The organism is Micromonospora sp. A200 (assembly GCF_029893845.1).
In the GTDB taxonomy this organism is placed as follows: domain Bacteria; phylum Actinomycetota; class Actinomycetes; order Mycobacteriales; family Micromonosporaceae; genus Micromonospora; species Micromonospora purpureochromogenes.
Genome location: NZ_JARXXY010000024.1, coordinates 12,458 through 30,072, shown reverse-complemented (window position 1 = coordinate 30,072; position 17,615 = coordinate 12,458). Strand labels below are relative to the sequence as shown.

The window sequence follows — 17,615 nt, the reverse complement described above, 5'->3', positions numbered from 1 at the left end:
ATCGAGAACGGGAAGGGCTGTCGCGGTGGGGATGCTGATCAACGGCCGGTACGAGCTGGACGACCTGCCCATCGGCCGTGGCGGCATGGGCGAGGTGTGGCTGGGACACGACACCAAACTGGACCGGCACGTGGCGGTGAAGTTCATCCGCTTCCCGAACGGTGAGCAGGACAAGGACTACATCCGCCGGTTCGTCCGCGAGTCGCGGATCACTGCCCGGCTCGAACACCCCGGTGTCCCGGCCGTGTACGACGTCGGTTCACACGAGGGTCGCCCCTACCTCGTCATGCAGTGCATCCAGGGGATCAGCGTCGCCGACCTGGTAGCCGAGCAGGGTGCGCTGCCCATCGGCTGGGCGGCCGGGATCGCCGCCCAGGTCTGTGCGGTCCTCACCGCCGCACATCAGGCCTCGCTCGTGCACCGCGACCTCAAACCGAGCAACCTCATGCTCCAGCCCGACGGTGCGGTCAAGGTGCTCGACTTCGGACTCGCTGCGGCGCCCACCCTCTCCGACTTCTCGAAGATCACCGCCACCGGGCTGCCGCCCGGCACGCCGGCCTACATGGCGCCCGAGCAGATCGAGACCAATATCAGCGGCCCCGCCACCGACCTCTACGCGCTGGGTTGCACTCTGCACGAGATGTTGACCGGAGAGCGGCTCTTCACCGGGTCCACCTCCTACGACGTGTGGAGCAAGCAGGTCAGTCACAAGCCGCTGCCGGTGCGCGGCGTACGGGACGACGTACCCGCCGGCCTGGAGGAACTGCTGCTGCATCTGCTGCAGAAGAAGCCCGAGGACCGGCCGGTGAGCGCCCAGGTCGTCTACGACCGTCTGCTTCCCTTCGCCACCGGTCTCGGGCCGATCCCGGGGATCCTTGATGGGGTGTCGACGGTGAGCCCCACCCGGATGTACGGCTCGATGCTGGCGCGGGTGTTCACCTCAGCCTCCGCGCCGCCGCCCGCCGGGCCGATCCTGCCGCCCGCGCCCACCACTGAGCCGGTCAAGCCGCCAGCACCGCCCCAGCGGCGGCGAGGCGAGGCGTCGGGGATCGGGCGCTCGGATCTGCGGCGTGCCCGGGCGGAAGCCGGTCGGCTGGTCGGGTCGTCCCGCTACGGCCAGGCCGCGGAAGTCCTCGCCGCCGCGGTCGCGCCGGCGATCACCGCCCTCGGCGGGGCCGACGAGGACGTGGTACGTGCCCGGCTCGACCTGGCCGACGCGCTCTTCGAAGAAGGCGACTACCGGCGGGCTGCCCCGGCGTACGAGAGTCTCGCCCAGGATGTCGCCCGGGAGCAGGGTCCCCGTGTTGATCTCGCGCTGCACTGTCGGCTGCGGGGCGCCACCTGCCGCGCGCTCCTCGGCGAGACCAGCGAGGCGTTGCGGCAGCTCGAAGCACTCGTGCGGGACGAGACCGAGGCGTTCGGCGCGGACGACCCACGCACGTTGGAGCTGCGCCGCCAGATCGGCCTGCTCCAGCTCGGCGCCGGTCAGCGGCACGCCGCCGAGCAGACCCTGACCCGCCTCCTGGCGGACCTGACCCGGCTGCACAGCGCCACCCACCCCAGCGCTCAGGAGATTGCCGACCTGCTCTCTGGGCTGCGCCGGCCCGACTCTCGATAAAACACACCACCGATCGGCGAACCGCACCGCAGCACCGAACCGTTCACGTGACCGCCGCCGGGGGCGGCGTCGACTGAGGAGAGCGTCATGGGTGAGACCGCGGCACAGATCGAGCACATCTCCATTCGCGTGCCCTGGCACGACAGCGGCTGGAGGGGAACGGTCTGCGCCGAACCGCACGGCAACGGCACCTGCGTGCTGCTCAAGAACATCGGCCAGAACCGCCGTGACGACCATGAGCAGCGCAACGCCGGGCGGGACATCGCCGACCTCCCCCTCGCCGACGCTCCGCCCTGCGTGGCGGAACGGGCCACCTTCATGTCGCCCCGGGTGATCCCGTTCCAGCGCACGCACCCCTTCACGCAGAAGTCGCCGGCCTTCGCGACGTTTCAGCCCACCGCGCAGACGATGCCGCCGTACTCCGCCCAGGCGGTGCCTTTCCGCTGGATGTCCCGCGAGGGAGCCAAAGCGGTGAACGAGGAGCGCCGGCTCGGCCTGCTGCCCGAGCTGGAGGAGCGGGTGGACACCATCACCGGCTGGGGAGACACCACGTGGACGATGCACGGCGACAACCAGCGGGCGATCCTGGACGCTTTCTTCAGCTCCGTGCAGCCGGAGCGCAGCATCGTCTTCTTCTACGCCAAGCACAGTCCGCTCACCGACGACTCCCGCCGGCTGCTCGTCGGTGCCGCGATGGTCACCGCTGTCACGCCGACCGGGGCCTACCGCAGCAGCGGTGGGGAGCCCTTCCCGGCACAGATGTGGGAGACCACCATCGGGCACTCCCTGCGCCCCGACCAGCAGCGGGGTTTCCTGTTGCCGTATCAGGCGCTGCTTGAGGCCCGCGACCGGAAGGGCGTCGACATCAGCGATGCCCTGGCCTTCGCGCCGGAGGGCGGCTGGGAGGCGTTCTCCTACGTCACCGAGCACGTCAGTCACGACCTCGCCATCGACGGACTGCTCGCGTTGATGGCGGCGGGACGCGCCGCCAGACGGATCCTCGGCGACGATGCGGGCGTGCTCGGCTTCGACTGGCTGGAGGAGCAGCTCAACCGGCTGTGGAAGCTGCGCGGGCCGCGTCCCGGCCTCGCCAGCGTCCTGGCCGCCCTCGGCGTCCCGCAGTACGTGACGTTCGCCCACATGGTCGCCGCAGCTTCTGGCTCCGGTACCGATCCCTGGCAGACGCTCGAGGCGGCGATGGCGGACCCGGACCGGCTCGGTCTGACCGCGAAAACACACCTGACGCCCACCCTGCGCACGACCTGGAAGGCCCTCAGGCCCGAGCGGAGGCAACTGCTGCAACTGCTGAGCCGCTTCTCGCTGACCAAGGATCAGGCCGAGAGGTTCTTCGTCGTCGAGCGACGCGACCCCGCGCTCCACGACGACGACATCATCGCCAACCCGTACCGGCTGTATGAGGCCGACCGCGACCAGCCCGAAGGCGTACCTCTCGCCGTCATCGACCGGGGATGTTTCCCGGACACCGCCCTGGCTTCCGCGTTCCCGCTGCCCAAGCCCAGTGCCATGGACGACAGCCTCGACGCGCGCCGGTTACGCGCCCTCATCATCGACGAGCTGCAACGGGCGAAGGCGGTCGGGCACACACTTCAACCTCAGGTCGACGTGGTCAACAGCATCCGAGAGCGGACGCTCAGTGCGCCGTGCCCGGTCACGGCGGACGTCCTCGACGCCCATCACCTCTCCGCGCAGAGCCTGCCCACGGATGCGCCGCTGACCGGGGTGATCCTGCCCAACGGTGCGCCGGCCCTGCAGCTCGCCGAACTGACCCGGGTCGGGGACGTCATCCGCGATCAGACCGAGCGCCGTCTCAAGGCGGCTCCCATCGCCGGCGCACCCGACTTCGCGGTACGTCTCGACGCGCTGCTGGGCCCCATGGACGACACCCTCTCTACGGACGAACGGGACGCCGAGGAGCGTGCCCGGGCAGAGAAGGTGGCGGCCCTCAACACGCTCTACTCGTCGAGGATCAGCGTCCTCATCGGCTCGGCGGGAACGGGAAAGACGACTCTGTTGCAGGTGCTGCGGCACACCGAGTCGGTGGCCGCCGGGGGAGTGCTCCTGGTCGCCCCCACCGGCAAGGCCCGGGTGCAGCTGGCGCAGCGGGTCGACGCCCCGGCGGTCACTCTGGCGCAATTCCTGATCTCGACCAAGCGATACGACCCGTGGACCGAGCGCTACCTGGTGACCGGCGACGTGCAGACCCGGTCCAAGACCTACAAGACCGTGGTGGTCGACGAGGCGTCCATGCTCACCGAGGAGCAACTCGCAGCATTGCTCGACGCGGTCACCGGGGTGCAGCGGCTGGTGCTGGTCGGTGACCCCCGGCAGCTCCCGCCGATCGGCGCCGGTCGTCCCTTCGTCGACATCGTGCGTCGACTCGCGCCGGACGACATCGCCACCCGCTCACCACGGTGCGGGCCCGGCTACGCCGAACTCACCATCCCCCGCCGTCAGGTCGGCACGGAACGCGATGACCTGGTTCTGGCCAGCTGGTTCGCCGACGGGGAGCTGTCCCCGGCGGCCGACCTGGTCTGGGAGCGGCTGCGAGAGGGCGAGCAGCTGCCGACGCTGCGCGCCGTTCGGTACGGCCGTGGCGAACTGTTCCCGACCCTGCTCGCCGTCCTGCGGGAGGAGGTCGAGGAGATGAGGACGGCGTCCGACGAGGAACTGGCGACGGCGTTCGGCCGCAGCTACGGCGGCACGGTGTCCGCCAAGGGAAATCTCTACTTTCCGCCCGGCGCGGGAGGCCGCGCCGACGCCTGGCAGATCCTGTCACCGGTCCGTAGCCGGGGCTGGGGCACCATCGAGATCAACCGTGCGCTGAAGGACGCCTTCGGCGCTGGCGCCCTCGATCAGGCGGTCGGGCCGAAGCGGCGGAACGCCAAGCCGATCGGCCCGGAACGCATTGTTGTCGGCGACAAGGTGATCAACATCCGCAACCACCAGTTCAAGCAGTCCCGCATCTACCCGAAGGACGCGGAGCGCTTCGTCGCCAACGGTGAGCTGGGTGTAGTGGTCGGTCAGACCCGCTCCAAGTGGGTCACCTGGCCGCCGAACAAGACCGAGATCGAGTTCAGTGGCCGCGAGAGAGTCAAGTACGACTTCTACGACTGGTCCGACGACGCTCGCGCGCCGATGCTCGAACTCGCCTGGGCGATCACCATCCACAAGTCGCAGGGCAGCGAATTCGGTATCACCGTTGTTGTGCTGCCGGCGGAGGCTGCGGGGCTGAGTCGGGAACTGCTCTACACCGCCCTGACCCGGCAGAAGGGCAAGGTGATCCTGTTGCACGAGGCCGACCTCGACGAGGTCGCCAAGCGCGGCTCCGCCGTTTACTCCGACACCGCCGGTCGGCTGACGAACCTCTTCGTGCCGTCGGAACCCATCCAGGTCGGCGACGCCGTGGTCGACCGCGGCCTGGTGCACCGCACCGACCGCGGTGAACTGGTCCGCAGCAAGAGCGAGCTGCTGATCGCGAATCTGCTGCACCAGCTCGGTGTGTCCTACGACTACGAAACCCCGTTCACCGGCGCTGACGGCAGAACCGTTCGACCCGATTTCACGATCGACACGGACCTGGGCGAGAAGGTGGTCTGGGAGCACCTGGGCATGCTTGCCGACCCTCGGTACGCGGCGAAGTGGGAGCTCAAGAAGGACTGGTACGCCCGCAACGGGATCCGGCCGGCGGAGGATGGCGGCGGGGACCAGGGCATGTTGGTCGTGACAGACGATCGGGGTGGGGTGGACTTCCCGGCCTGGCGGAACCTCGCCCAGAAGGTTTTCGGGCTCTGACTCCGCGGGCTGCGGCTGACGTCGGTTGCTTTGTCGGACGTTGATTTGTTTTCTTTCCGGCTCGGGTGCCGGTCCGAAGTAGAGGGGGTCGAGGATGGTCGCGGCAGCGGAGACCACGCTTCAAGGTCTGTTGGAGGGGACGAAGCAGTATCAAGTGCCCTTGTATCAGCGCACCTACTCGTGGACGAAGGCACAGTTGACGCGACTGTGGGAGGACGTGCGCAAGCTCGCCGACGATCGGCTGGACAACCCGGGCGCCACGCACTTCATCGGCTCGCTCGTGCTCGCGCCCAGCCCCGCGAACGGTCCGGCGGGCCTCGCCGAGTTTCTGGTGGTCGACGGCCAGCAGCGGCTGACCAGCCTGACCATCCTGCTCTGCGCCATTCGCGACCATCGGGCGCAGCACGAGGACCCGAAGCACCGCGACCGTCTCAACCAGCAGTACCTGACGAACCCATGGGAGCAGGGGCAGCGCCGGTGGAAGCTGGTTCCCACCCAGGCCGACCGGGACGCCTACGTGGCCTGTCTGGAATCCACCCCGCAGGCCGGGGGCGTCGACCCCGTGGGTGTCGCCTATCAGTTCTTCGCCACCCAGCTCGCCGCGGCCGACGACCCGGACGACCCGCTGGACATCGAGCGCATCGAAAGCGCCGTCATCTCGGGCCTGGCACTGGTGTCGGTCACCGCGCAGCCGGGGGACAACGTCTACCGGATCTTCGAGTCGCTGAACAACACCGGTTTGAAGCTCACCCAGGGCGACCTGCTGCGCAACTACCTATTCATGCGGCTGCCGACCCGGGGCGAGACGGTCTACCGGGCCCTATGGCTGCCGCTGCAGAGTCGGCTGACGTCGGCGGAGCTGGAGCTGCTCTTCTGGCTCGACCTGGTCCACCGCGACCCGCGGATCAAGCAGACCGACATTTACGCGGCGCAGCAGACCCGGCTTGAGCGGCTGCGGTCCGAGGAGGAGATCGAGGCGGAGGTACAGCGGTTCAGTCGCCTCGGGGCCCTGCTCCGGGTGATCCTCCATCCTGGTGAGGAGCAGGACCCGGACGTACGGCGGCGGCTGGAGCGGCTGAGCGCCTGGGGTACGACCACGGTCTACCCGCTGCTGCTGCACCTGCTGGACCGCCGCGAGCACGGCACCGCGACGTCCGCCGAGGTCGCCTCGGCGATGCTGTACGTGGAAAGCTTCTTCGTTCGCCGCCTGGTGATCGGTCGGGCCACCGCGAACATCAATCGGATCCTGCTGTCCGTCGTTACCGAGATGAACCGGGACCTGCCGGTGGACCAGGCGGTGCATGCCTACTTGTCGGTCGGCCGCAAGTACTACGCCACCGACGACAGTGTGCGGGCCTCCGTCCGGTCGATCCCCTACTACCTCAACGGCCGTCCGCACCAGCGCAACCTGGTGCTGCGGTGGCTGGAGGAGTCGTACGGCAGCAAGGAGCCGGTAGCGCTGGACTCGCTGACCATCGAGCACGTGCTGCCGCAGACCCCCACCAGCGAATGGCGGCAGATCCTGGCCGCTGACCTCGGACCAGAGGAGAACTTCGGTGAGGCGCACGAAGCCCTGGTCCACACGTTGGGGAACCTGACCCTCACCGGCTACAACTCGGAGCTGAGCAACAACTCCTTCCCGGTCAAGCGCCTCCAGCTCGGCCAGAGCGGGATCATGCTCAACCAGGAGATCGCCGCCCAGAACCGCTGGGGCCGGCCCGAGATCCACGCCCGTGCCGATGCGCTCGCCGAGCGCATCGTCTCCCTCTGGCCGGGCCCCACGGAGCAGTCTGTCGACCAGTCGGTGGTGCCCTGGGACGTGATGAACAAGGCCCTCGCCGAGCTGCCGGCAGGCTCATGGACCACATACGGCGACCTGGCTGCCCTCATCGGCACCGCTCCAGTGCCCGTCGGTGCCCGGCTCGCCAACCACCCTGTCCCGAACGCCCACCGGGTCCTGCAGGTCGAGGGCACGGTCTCCCCGGGCTTCCGCTGGTCCGACCCCAACCGCACGGACGACCCGCGCGACGTGCTGCGCGCCGAGGGCGTGCAGTTCGACCAGTACGACCGCGCGGACCAGGCCCAGCGGATCGGCACCGAAGAGCTGGCGCAACTGGCCGGGGTGACGCCGGATGATCTGCCCGAGCGCCTGCCCCGGCCGCGAGTCGACCAGGAGGTCGACTACGCCGCACGCTTCCTCGAGCAGTTGACCGCCCTGCAGGGACCGGCGGTCGCCACCGCTACCCAGGTCGTGCTCGAGGCCTGGACCGCGATCGGCGGCACGCTCCTCTACGGCACGAGGGGCGAAACCTCCTGCTTCCTCATGGCCCGCGATCGCAGGCACGAGCTCGGTGACATCTGGCCGGCGACGATCTACCCGAGCGGGAAGTTCGAAGTCGTGTTCCAGCACCTGAGCGTCCGGCCCCCGTTCGGGGACGTCGCCGTGCGGGAGGAGCTGCGCGAGCGGCTGAACCAGTTGCCGGGGGTGGACATCGCCGCCGCCAAGATCGCGCTTCGGCCGGGCTTCCCGCTGACCGTCCTCACCGACTCCGACGCCCGGGACGCTCTGCTCGACCACCTGCGCTGGTTCTACGACCAGGCCCAGTTGCCCGTCTCGGACGAGCTGATCATGGTCTAAGCTCCGGCACCGACACTTACGGTTCCGCGGCCCCGGACCTGGGGTGCCGTGGGAACCGGCCCAGCTGCCGTGGCCGGTAGTGCCCCCGCCGTCGACTCCCCACCCCTGGAGGTTCGCCCGTGCCTCAGCTCGCCTTCGCCAACACCTTCTGGGAGAGCTTCGACGTCCTGGAAAAGCCGGTCAAGGCCGGCGTACGCAAGGCGATGGCGAAGTTCCAGCAGCTCACCATCGCCGAACTGTACGCCGACAAGGGTCTGCACCTGGAGTCGGTGAACAATGCCCGCGACCCGAGGATGCGGACCATCCGCATCAACGACTTCTGGCGTGGAGTCGTGCTGGCGCCGGACGACGGCAGCGACACCTTTCTCCTGCTGAACGTCGTCCGGCACGACGGCGCGTACACGTGGGCGGCGAAGCGCCTCTACACGGTCAACACGGCGACGCGGGCACTGGAGGTCCGCAACGTCGTCGCCCTCGAGCAGCTCACGCCAGCCCTGGAGAAGGCGGCGGCGCAGGCACCGACACTGCTGTTCGCCCGCCACTCCGATACGGTGCTGCGCCACCTCGGCATCGACGATCAGGTGTTGCGGGCCGTCCGCACGATCATCGACAAGCCCCAGCTCGAAGCATTCGGCACGCTGCTACCCGAGGACCAGTTCGAGGTTTTGCAGTACCTCGCCGAGGACTTCTCCCCGGATGACGTCTACCGCGACCTCGTCGCCGAACGCCGGCCGGCTGCCGCGACGCTGGAGCCGAGCGGGAGCCTGGCGGCGGCGATCGCCAACACCACCAGCCGCATCATGCTGGTGACTCGGCCCGACGAGCTGGCCGAGATCCTCGACAAGCCGTTCGCCGCCTGGCGGGTGTTCCTCCACCCGTCGCAGCGGCGGATCGCCTACCGGGTCTCGTACAAGGGGCCGGCGCAGGTGACGGGTGGTCCGGGAACGGGCAAGACGGTGGTCGCCCTGCACCGGGTCAAGCACCTGCTGTCCCGCTCGGCCGGCGGCCGGGTGCTGCTCACCACGTACACCAATGCCTTGGCCGCCGCCCTGCGGGAGAACCTGGCGCTGCTCCTCGGCGACGAGCAGCAGTTGGCGCGGGTGGAGGTGACCACGGTCAATGCCTTCGCCAACCGTGCCGTGCGCACCATCGCCGGCCGGGTGCCCACTCCGATCGGCGATGCCGACGAGCGGCAGGTCTGGCGACGGGTGTGCCGGCGGCTGACGCTGCCCTGGACCGAGCAGTTCCTCGCCCAGGAGTACCGGCACGTCGTCCTCGCCCACGACGTGCGCAACCGTGAGGAGTACCGCGAGGTCAGCCGGCGGGGGAGAGGGTCGGCGCTGGGCCCGCGACAGCGGGACCGGGTGTGGGAGGCGGTGGAGATGTTCTCCGCCGAGCTGGCGGCGGCCGGCACCATCACCCACCTTCAGGTGTGCGCGCGAGCCGCGCAACTGCTCGGGGAGGCCGACCTCGGCGTCAACGGTTTCGACCACGTGGTGGTGGACGAGGCGCAGGACCTCCATCCTGCTCAGTGGCGGGTGCTGCGCGCCGCGGTGGCGGTCGGCCCCGACGATCTGTTCATCACCGGTGACCCGCACCAACGGATCTACGACTCCCGGGTGTCGCTCAGCTCCCTCGGCATCTCCGTCGCGGGGCGCAGCAGCCGGTTGCGCATCAACTACCGCAGCACCGAGGAAATCCTGTCCTGGTCCACGGGTGTGCTGGTCGGGTCGCGGGTCGAGGACCTCACTGGCGAGGGCGAGGACAGCCTCACAGGCTATCGGTCGCTGCTGCACGGCAAGCGGCCGCACGCGCAGGGCTATCCGACACCCCAGGCCGAGGTCGCGGCGCTCGTCAAGCGGGTAGGGGAGTGGCTGGAACAGGGCGTCCAGCCGAGCGAGGTCGCGGTCTGCGCGCGGTTCAACACGGTGCTCAGCAGCGTTCAGGATGAGCTGACCGAGGCTGGGATCCCGGCGGTGCGGGTGCGGGACCAGCCCGGCGCGGACGTCAATGGGGTGCGGCTCGCCACGATGCACGCGATGAAGGGCCTGGAGTTTCGCTGCGTTGCGGTGGTGGGCGCCACGGCACGGGCGGTTCCCTTCGCCAAGGAGGTCACACCGAGCGAGGTCGATCAGCTGCAGCACGAGAGCGACATGCTCAGGGAACGGTGCCTCCTCTTCGTTGCGAGCACGCGGGCCCGGGAGGCCCTGCACGTGTCGTGGAGTGGGCCGCCCAGCCAGTTCCTGTCGTTCGTCCCCGGGGGCCAGTCCAGGTGATTCGTGCATGCCGGTTCGTCGTAGCTGTAGCACTGAGGCATCAAGGCAAGGGACGCCGGGTCGGACTCGAAGGAGAAGGACCCAGTGATCACCAGGAAGGGATCAGATGCGGGAGATCACAATCCGCCTTGGCGGGGTGAGCGAGGAGCGGTACGCAGACATCGTGAACGCGATCTGGATGCACATGGAGACGATCGGCTGCGACTTCACCGTCACTCCGGACGAGCAAGCTGTGCCAGCCCAGCTCGACAAGCGATGGGACGACTACAGTCAGGTGTCGTGGGAGGAAGGTGGTCGACGCGGCACCCCGCAGGCAATCGCCGCCGGTGCCAACCGGCGCGGCATCCGTGATCGCGTCGATTCAGATGAATGACCGAGTCGAGTGAGAAGCGCGAGTAGTCCTACGGAGTTCGCCTGCGTCAACTGCGGCGATCACGTCTACGGCCGTGCGAACTCGCGCCACCGCGGTCCGGACATCGCGTGGTTCGTCCACTGTCGCCCGTGCGCAGCCTTGGCCGCCGACCAGATGGAACCGCTCGATTACCTACCGGCGCACAGCGGCATCAACATCCACCAGTGCCGGTACTGCGGCAGCCACCGGGTCTGCCGTAGCGGCTGGCGGACCCGGTGCCACGTCTGCCTGGACGAGCGCTCATCCGGCCTGGCCCTTGCCTCCGGCGAGCAGTTGCTGTCCCGGCTGACGCACGAGCCGGCTCTCGCCGACCAGGTTCGCCGATTCGCTGGCCTCACCGACACCGCCGCCGTCCCCGTGCGTGCCGCCGCCGAGTTCCAGGCCGCAGTCGCTCTCGGCGAGGAGCTCGACCGGCGCGGCCGCGACGGCTGGACCGACCTGGTTGGTGACGTCCACGGGCTCCCGTGGTACGGCGAGAAGCGGGGAATCTCGTCCCACGGAACCTGGGGTATTCACATCCGGTGCGGATCATGGCAGAGGCTCGGCGACGCGTGTACGGAGTGTCCGCCCGAGCAGGGCGACCGATCGTTCGCCGCGTTGCGGGACACGTCCTACCTGCTGTATTTGGTCCGGCATCGTGGCTTGCTGAAGTTCGGGGTCGGCGGCGCACGTCGGGTACGGCAGCACCTGCTGGCGGGTGCCGAGCTGGTGGAGGTCGCCGAAGGCCGGCACGCCGACGTGATCGCCGCCGAGGCGATCCTCAAGCGGCAGAAGCGGGATGCGGCGGTGCCGCTGCGAGTCTGGCGTACATGGCGGATGCCGGCCTCGTTCGGGGCCGGCACCGAGGTCGTCCGGGCCGGTGTCAGGATCCGGCTCGCGGACGTCCTGCCCGACGGCCGAGACGTGACCGGCCGCTTCAAGAAGTAGACAGCAACTGCCGGAGTATGACGCCGCCGGTGGGGGCCGCGGCTGCGAACGCGGCCCAGGCGGACGGTGTGAAGCTGAGTGCGGGACCGGCCCGGTCCTTCGAGTCGCGTGCGGCGACGATGCCGGGGAGGTTGGTGGCGACCTCGACGCAGTTGCCGCCGTTGCCGCCGCTGCGGCTGCTCTTGCGCCAGATGGCGCTGCTCAGGTCAGTCATGCCGCATCTCCCCGATCACCCTCTTGATCGTGTCCGTCGATTGTGCTTCATCGTGAGCCAGCGTTCCAGGCTCTTCCACGTCGATCTGTAGGCCGTCAGCTTGTCCGGCTTGTCGAGATACAGCGCCCCGGTCAGCGACTCGCTGTAGGCGACGGATGGTTCGGGCTGGGCCCGGCCGCCTTTCGTGACGGGGAAGTCCAGGATCACGAACGACCCGGCGACCGAGCCGATGGCGATCGCGCAAATCGCCTAGGAGCAGGGTGTGAGCCCAGGGCGCTCGGTCGACGAACTGGGAGGCGCCCCGGAGGGCGACATGGAGCTTGTCACGGCTCGGACGGCAGCCAGGGGCGACGGCGAGATTGGGTGAATGCATCTCCTGGCCGACGGTCGTCAGGCAAGACACACACGTCGTGTCCTGTCTTAGGGGTGACGGAAGCGGCATCGCTGAGCGCGACGCAGCCTCGGCCAAGATCGCCTCCGGTCGTCAACGCCGGCTGCACCTTGGATCTGGATTCCAGTATTCACACGGTGTCGAGAAAGTCGAGGATGGATGGCTGAGCGATCTATTGAGGTTGCTGACCATCTGGTGGATCCTGTCTGGAACGCAAGGCAATCGACCGACGACCCTAAGTGAGGCCACGCCCTTTCTTGCCCACCCGCTGATCCCTGTTTGACTGGCGGAAGGTGTGTGTCATGGCGCGCATGTCGGATGGATCCGCTGGCCAGGTCCCCTACGAGGTTGTGCAGGCCGTCTCCAGGTTCGGTCGTTCTGTCGCCCCGCTGCTACGCGCTGGTGTGGGCCAGGCCGAGGCGAACATCTCGGTTGCCGTGGAACTCCTCCTGCGTGACATGGCAAAGATCTTGAAGTTGGAGCTGCTCGCACACCGTGAGGCACCCGACAAGGCGCTCGGCATCCGGCCGGACCTCGCCATCGACGTCGCGGGCGCGAGAGTCGGTGTGGTCGAGCTCAAGGCGCCGGGCAAGGGAGTGCCCGGCGGCCCTCGCTGGGGAGACAGGCGCGACCGCGCGCAGTGGGAGCGGCTCAGGAACCTACCGAACGTGCTGTACACCGACGGGTCGAGGTGGGCTGTCTACCATTACGGCGTTCAGGCGGGCGAGACCGCCACGCTGGATGGCGACCTGACGCGTTCAGGTGCGAGTCTGCGCCCGGCTGACAGCACATTGACGACTGTGATCAAAGACTTCTTATACTGGAAGCCAACTCCACCGCGCAGCCTGCGGGACCTGATCAAGGTCTCGGCAGGCCTATGTCAACTGCTGCGTGACGAGGTCAAGCACGAGCTGGCGCGGGAGAGCGTCGGCGTCTCGAAACCACTGTTCTCGGAACACCTGGCCGACTGGCAGGAATGGCTCTTCCCCGACCTCACCGAGGACGAGTTCGTCGACGCCTACGCCCAGACCATCACCTTTGGTCTGCTCCTCGCGCGTCGCGAAGGAGTCATCTTCGAGGGTCTGGAAATCCACGACATCGGCGAGAAGCTGGCCAAGAGGCACCTGCTGGTCGGGCGAGCGCTTTCCATCCTCACCGCGCGGCACGACCGCGGCCGAAGCATCGAAGAGCGCAGCATCGTGCTCCAGACCATGCGCCGCGTCATCGGCGCGGCCGACTGGGCGAAGTGGCCGGCAGCGGGTACGTACCACTGGCTGTACGAGGAGTTCCTCGACACGTACGACCCCAGGATTCGGCGCCAGATGGGCGCCTACTACACGCCGGCGGCCGTCTCGGACTTCATGGCGCGCTTCGTCGACGAGGTGCTTCAGATAGAGCTCGGCGTCGGCCGCGGGCTGGCCGACGACAGCGTCGTGGTGCTCGATCCGGCGATGGGCACCGGCACATTCCTGCAGAGTGTGCTGGACAGGGTCGCCGAGACAGTCACCGCCGAACGTGGGGACGTGCCGGCTTCTCTCCGGGAGCTGCTGCCCCGGCTCATCGGTTTCGAGCGTCAGATCGGTCCCTTCGCGGTCGCCGAGCTGAAGCTCGATCAGGCATTGGAAGCCCATCGGTCGCAGGCCAAGGACGAGGACTTCCGTCTCTACGTGGCGGACACCCTGGACGACCCGTACAAGGCTCCATTCGCGGTCCGCGCGCGCCTGTACGCGCCCCTGGCCAAGTCCCGGAGCGACGCCAACACGGTGAAGGTGGACAGGGACGTCACGGTCGTCATCGGTAACCCGCCGTACCGGACTAGGGCGAAGGCCTTTGGTAAGTGGGTTCTCGCGGCCAACCGCGGCCAGAGGCCCCTGCTTGACGACTTCCGGATGTCCGGCAACGGGCGGTTCGACCACAAGCTCCATGACATGGCGGTCTACTTCTGGCGATGGGCACTGTGGAAGGCGTTCGAATCGACTCCCGACCAGCCCGCGGGCGTCGTCGCCTTCATCACCACGCACGGCTACCTGAATGGTCCCGGCTTCGCCGGGATGCGCCGGTACCTTCGACGGCACGCTGACCGCGGTTGGATCATCGACCTTTCCATGGAGGGCCACCAGGCGGACACCCAAACCCGGGTGTTCCCCGGGGTGCAGCACCCGGTCTGTATCGGGATCTTCGCCCGCCGGTCGACGCCGGATCCGGAGACGCCCGCGATCATTCAGTACGTGGCTATTCCCGGCACCCGGGCGGAGAAGTTCGCCGGACTGGGTTCAGTCCGACTTGTGGATTCGCGATGGCGGGACTGTCCCAGCGGATGGACAGCATCCTTTCGGCCGATCCAACCTGGCTCCTGGACGCAGTTTCCGTCAATCGACGATTTGCTGCCATACACCTCGCTGGGCGTTAAGTGTAATCGGAATTGGGTGCATTGCCCGGATCCAGACGTCCTGGCCCGACGCTGGCGCAGGCTCATCGACGCCGACGCGGCCAACAAACGGATGCTGTTGAAGGAGACGATTGATCGGACAGTCGACAAGGCCATGCCCTCGCTGCCGGGCGGACCCGCCTCGCTTCCCCTCGTCGAGGAAACCTCGACCAATCCGCGAATCGGACGCATGGGCTTCCGCAGCTTCGACCGGCAGTATCTGATCTTCGATCAGCGGGTCGTCGATCGCCCGCGGCCCGACGTTTGGAGGATCGCCGGACCCCAGCAGGTCTTCGCGGTCACACAGCTTCGGCAACCTCTAACGAACGGGCCCGCGGTGGTTTTCAGCGCTTACGTACCTGACTCCGACCACTACAAGGGCAGCCATGGCGGTCGGGTAATTCCGCTGTACCGCTCGAGCGGATCGGCAACCAACGTGGCACCTGGCCTCACGGGGCTCCTGCGGCGCCGCCTCGAATGCGAGGTCGCCGATCAGGACGTGATGGCGTACGTCGCTGCGCTCCTCGCCCACCCCGGCTACACCCGTCGGTTCTTCGCCGAGCTCCGCCAACCGGGTGTCCGGGTGCCACTCACCGCCGCCCCTTCGCTGTGGCAGGAGGCGGTCGCGTTGGGTAGGCGGGTGATTTGGCTGCATACGTACGGACAACGGTTCGCTGACGCTTGTGCAGGCCGACCGCTCGGCCAGCCGATGTCGCACCGACCCGGGGTGATCGGGTCTGTGGTCGGCGGCTTGGACGACATGCCTGCCGAGGTCGACTACCTCGACGATACGGGCGTCCTGGTGGTGGGCGGAGCCCGGATCGCGCCGGTCAGCCGTGCAGCTGCGACATACGAGGTCTCCGGCATGAAGGTCGTCAAGCACTGGTTCGACTATCGGAAACGTGATCCGGCCGGGCGTCGCGGCGGTTCACCACTCGACGAGATCAACGCCGAGCGTTGGACGCGGTCGATGACCGAGGAGCTACGCGATCTCGTGGCCGTGCTCGAAGGGTGCGTGGAACTAGAGAGGCAGCAGGTAGACCTCCTCGACCGGATCGTGACGGGACCGATGATCACAGTGGAAGATTTGGAGGAAGCCGCAGTGCTTCCCGTGCCTGCCGACGCGAGGCGGATCATCGACCGAACCTCCGATCTCACCCTGTTCTGAGCCGCCGGTCTGTGGACCAGCGGCCTTCTCTGCCCAGCGGACCCGGCTGAAGCCGGGCGCCGGGAGCCGATGCTTATGTCCTGTGGATGAGCGCTGGGAGGACGGCCACCTCGACCGGCGGGTCGCTGATCGATGAGTTCGCGCGGGGAGTGGCACGGCGATCCTGGCCCGCACGCTACAGGCCGAGGTAGCCGTGTTTACCGCAGCGCAATTGGCGAGCTCGACGAGCCCGGCCGGCATCTGGTAGTGCGCAACGGCCTGGCCGAGCCTCGGCACGTGCTGACCTCGGCTGGCGGGCTTCCTGGGCAGCGGTGCGGGCCGGTCGGCGACGACGGAGGCTCAGCTCATCGCGCAGCGGTGGGACGGCACCGGCACGTTCGCCAGCCGTCGATTGTCCTCAATGAATTGAAATACGTGTGGGCCGATCGGGACGCGCCCTGTAGTAAATTATTTCGACGATCTCCGGGTCACGGCGGGTTCGGCCCACGGCGAGCCGGAGTGGGACTAACGGGGTTGGCTCTTGACGGCGATGACGAAATGTTGCCAAGCCCCGGACGCGAAGACCAATGCAGGTCCACCATCGTCCTTGGAGTCGCGTACGGCGACGATGCCGGGGAAGTTGTCGGCGACCTCTACGCAGTTGCCGCCGTTGCCGCCACTGCGGGTGCTCTTGCGCCACATGGCGCCGGTCAGGTCAGTCATGCCGCTGCTCTCCGATGATCCTCTTGATCATGTCGGTCGATTGTGCCTCATCGAGTGCCAGCGCATCCAAGCTTTTCCAGGCGCCCTGGTAGGCGGCCAGCTCGTCGGGCTTGTCCAGGTACAGCGCGCCGGTCAGAGACTCGCTATAGGCCACCGACGGCTCCGGCGCAGCCCGGCCTCCCTTCGTCGCCGGGAAGTCGAGGACCACGAAGGATCCGGCGACCGCGCCGGAGTGTGGGCCGACGGAGAACGGCAGTACCCGCACCGTGACGTTCGGAAGTTCGGTGGCTTCCAGCAGTCGGGTGAGCTGCCCGATCATTACTCCTCGGCCGCCAACGGTCCGACGCAGCACGGCCTCCGACAGCATCGCGTCTAGCTGGGGCGGTTGCGGCAGCCGGCGCGAGAGCAGACCCTGACGTTGCAACCGCACCTCGACCGCCCGCTCGCGCTTCTCCTCGCTGACTGCGGGGCGGTCGAGTCGGGCGAGCCCGAGCGCGTACTGCCGAGTCTGGAGCAGTCCGGGAATCAAGGTTTCTTCGTATTGTCGAAGGTGGGCGGCGGCGGATTCCAAGCCGACGTACAGCTCGAACCAACTCGGCACCGCGTCCCCGTACGCGTGCCACCACCCCTTGGACTTTGTCTCGGCGGCTAGCCCCCGCATCGCCTCGGTCATCTCCGGTGACACGTGGTACAGCTCGCACATTGCCTTGACGTCAAGCACCCGCACCGGCCCCAGGCCGCTCTCGATGCGCCAGATCTTCTGCCGGCTGTATTCCAGCGCCTCCGCGGCGGCGTCCAGCGTCACCCCCGCCTCGGTGCGGAACTGGCGCAGCAGCCGCCCAAGCTGTCGACGTGGCACGGTCGATCCGACGTCCTCTGTCACCCGAGCACTCCTTGATTCCAAGGTGCAACAGTGTGCAACGCAGCCATGTAACAGCTACCGGTATCGTTAAAAAAAGTCAATGCTTCTCACAAGAATTCTGCTGTGGAACGTTGCGTCTCCACTTCGGGCCGTCACAGGATGACTA

General features: G+C 67.9%; 12 protein-coding genes. 7 read left to right on the top strand and 5 right to left on the bottom strand.

What is annotated here, in order from left to right:
* Window positions 1-31 precede the first annotated feature (31 nt).
* From M2302_RS22385 to M2302_RS22365, 5 genes are all read left to right on the top strand, one after another.
* Complete coding sequence (locus M2302_RS22385; protein ID WP_280839866.1) at window positions 32-1,618, top strand: serine/threonine-protein kinase; 1,587 nt, start codon at window positions 32-34, stop codon at window positions 1,616-1,618.
* A gap of 87 nt (window positions 1,619-1,705) precedes the next feature.
* Window positions 1,706-5,431: an AAA family ATPase gene (locus M2302_RS22380; protein ID WP_280839811.1), complete on the top strand. Its 3,726-nt coding sequence runs from the start codon at window positions 1,706-1,708 to the stop codon at window positions 5,429-5,431.
* A 94-nt stretch (window positions 5,432-5,525) separates the two neighbouring features.
* Complete coding sequence (locus M2302_RS22375; protein ID WP_280839810.1) at window positions 5,526-8,069, top strand: DUF262 domain-containing protein; 2,544 nt, start codon at window positions 5,526-5,528, stop codon at window positions 8,067-8,069.
* A 119-nt stretch (window positions 8,070-8,188) separates the two neighbouring features.
* The gene (locus M2302_RS22370; RefSeq protein ID WP_280839809.1) at window positions 8,189-10,345 is read left to right on the top strand and encodes a UvrD-helicase domain-containing protein; all 2,157 of its coding nucleotides are present in this window, start codon (window positions 8,189-8,191) and stop codon (window positions 10,343-10,345) included.
* Between the two features lie 106 nt (window positions 10,346-10,451).
* Window positions 10,452-10,718 (top strand): hypothetical protein, encoded by a 267-nt coding sequence (locus M2302_RS22365; protein WP_280839808.1) that lies wholly within the window; start codon window positions 10,452-10,454, stop codon window positions 10,716-10,718.
* Window positions 10,719-10,997: 279 nt separating this feature from the next.
* Here M2302_RS22365 and M2302_RS22360 read toward each other — a convergent pair whose 3' ends face one another.
* On the bottom strand, window positions 10,998-11,213 hold the full coding sequence (locus tag M2302_RS22360) for a hypothetical protein (RefSeq protein WP_280839807.1): 216 nt from the start codon (window positions 11,211-11,213) through the stop codon (window positions 10,998-11,000).
* 141 nt (window positions 11,214-11,354) lie between these two features.
* On the opposite strand from M2302_RS22360, the gene M2302_RS22355 reads away from it, so the two are divergent.
* Complete coding sequence (locus tag M2302_RS22355) at window positions 11,355-11,684, top strand: hypothetical protein (RefSeq protein ID WP_280839806.1); 330 nt, start codon at window positions 11,355-11,357, stop codon at window positions 11,682-11,684.
* Here the strand turns inward: M2302_RS22355 and M2302_RS22350 are convergent.
* Both M2302_RS22350 and M2302_RS22345 read right to left on the bottom strand, forming a co-directional pair.
* Window positions 11,674-11,898 (bottom strand): DUF397 domain-containing protein, encoded by a 225-nt coding sequence (locus M2302_RS22350; RefSeq protein WP_280839805.1) that lies wholly within the window; start codon window positions 11,896-11,898, stop codon window positions 11,674-11,676. The genes M2302_RS22355 and M2302_RS22350 overlap by 11 nt on opposite strands.
* A gap of 15 nt (window positions 11,899-11,913) precedes the next feature.
* A complete protein-coding gene (locus M2302_RS22345; RefSeq protein ID WP_280839804.1) occupies window positions 11,914-12,105 on the bottom strand; it encodes a hypothetical protein in 192 nt (63 codons plus the stop codon).
* 486 nt (window positions 12,106-12,591) lie between these two features.
* Here M2302_RS22345 and M2302_RS22340 point away from each other — a divergent pair, with 486 nt between their 5' ends.
* A complete protein-coding gene (locus M2302_RS22340; RefSeq protein WP_280839803.1) occupies window positions 12,592-15,885 on the top strand; it encodes a type ISP restriction/modification enzyme in 3,294 nt (1,097 codons plus the stop codon).
* Between the two features lie 504 nt (window positions 15,886-16,389).
* Here the strand turns inward: M2302_RS22340 and M2302_RS22335 are convergent.
* Together M2302_RS22335 and M2302_RS22330 are read right to left on the bottom strand one after the other, a co-directional pair.
* Window positions 16,390-16,587, bottom strand: a complete 198-nt coding sequence (locus M2302_RS22335) for a DUF397 domain-containing protein (protein ID WP_280839802.1) — start codon at window positions 16,585-16,587, stop codon at window positions 16,390-16,392.
* Window positions 16,580-17,470, bottom strand: coding sequence for a helix-turn-helix transcriptional regulator (locus M2302_RS22330; RefSeq protein WP_280839801.1), 891 nt, complete (start codon window positions 17,468-17,470; stop codon window positions 16,580-16,582). The genes M2302_RS22335 and M2302_RS22330 overlap by 8 nt, the downstream gene beginning before the upstream one ends.
* Between the last annotated feature and the right edge of the window lie 145 nt (window positions 17,471-17,615).

Coding starts and splice junctions, on each gene's coding strand:
- M2302_RS22335 (WP_280839802.1), bottom strand. CDS start 16,587: ATGACTGACCTGACCGGCGCCATGTGGCGCAAGAGCACCCGCAGTGGC.
- M2302_RS22380 (WP_280839811.1), top strand. CDS start 1,706: ATGGGTGAGACCGCGGCACAGATCGAGCACATCTCCATTCGCGTGCCC.
- M2302_RS22340 (WP_280839803.1), top strand. CDS start 12,592: ATGGCGCGCATGTCGGATGGATCCGCTGGCCAGGTCCCCTACGAGGTT.
- M2302_RS22385 (WP_280839866.1), top strand. CDS start 32: ATGCTGATCAACGGCCGGTACGAGCTGGACGACCTGCCCATCGGCCGT.
- M2302_RS22365 (WP_280839808.1), top strand. CDS start 10,452: ATGCGGGAGATCACAATCCGCCTTGGCGGGGTGAGCGAGGAGCGGTAC.
- M2302_RS22375 (WP_280839810.1), top strand. CDS start 5,526: ATGGTCGCGGCAGCGGAGACCACGCTTCAAGGTCTGTTGGAGGGGACG.
- M2302_RS22350 (WP_280839805.1), bottom strand. CDS start 11,898: ATGACTGACCTGAGCAGCGCCATCTGGCGCAAGAGCAGCCGCAGCGGC.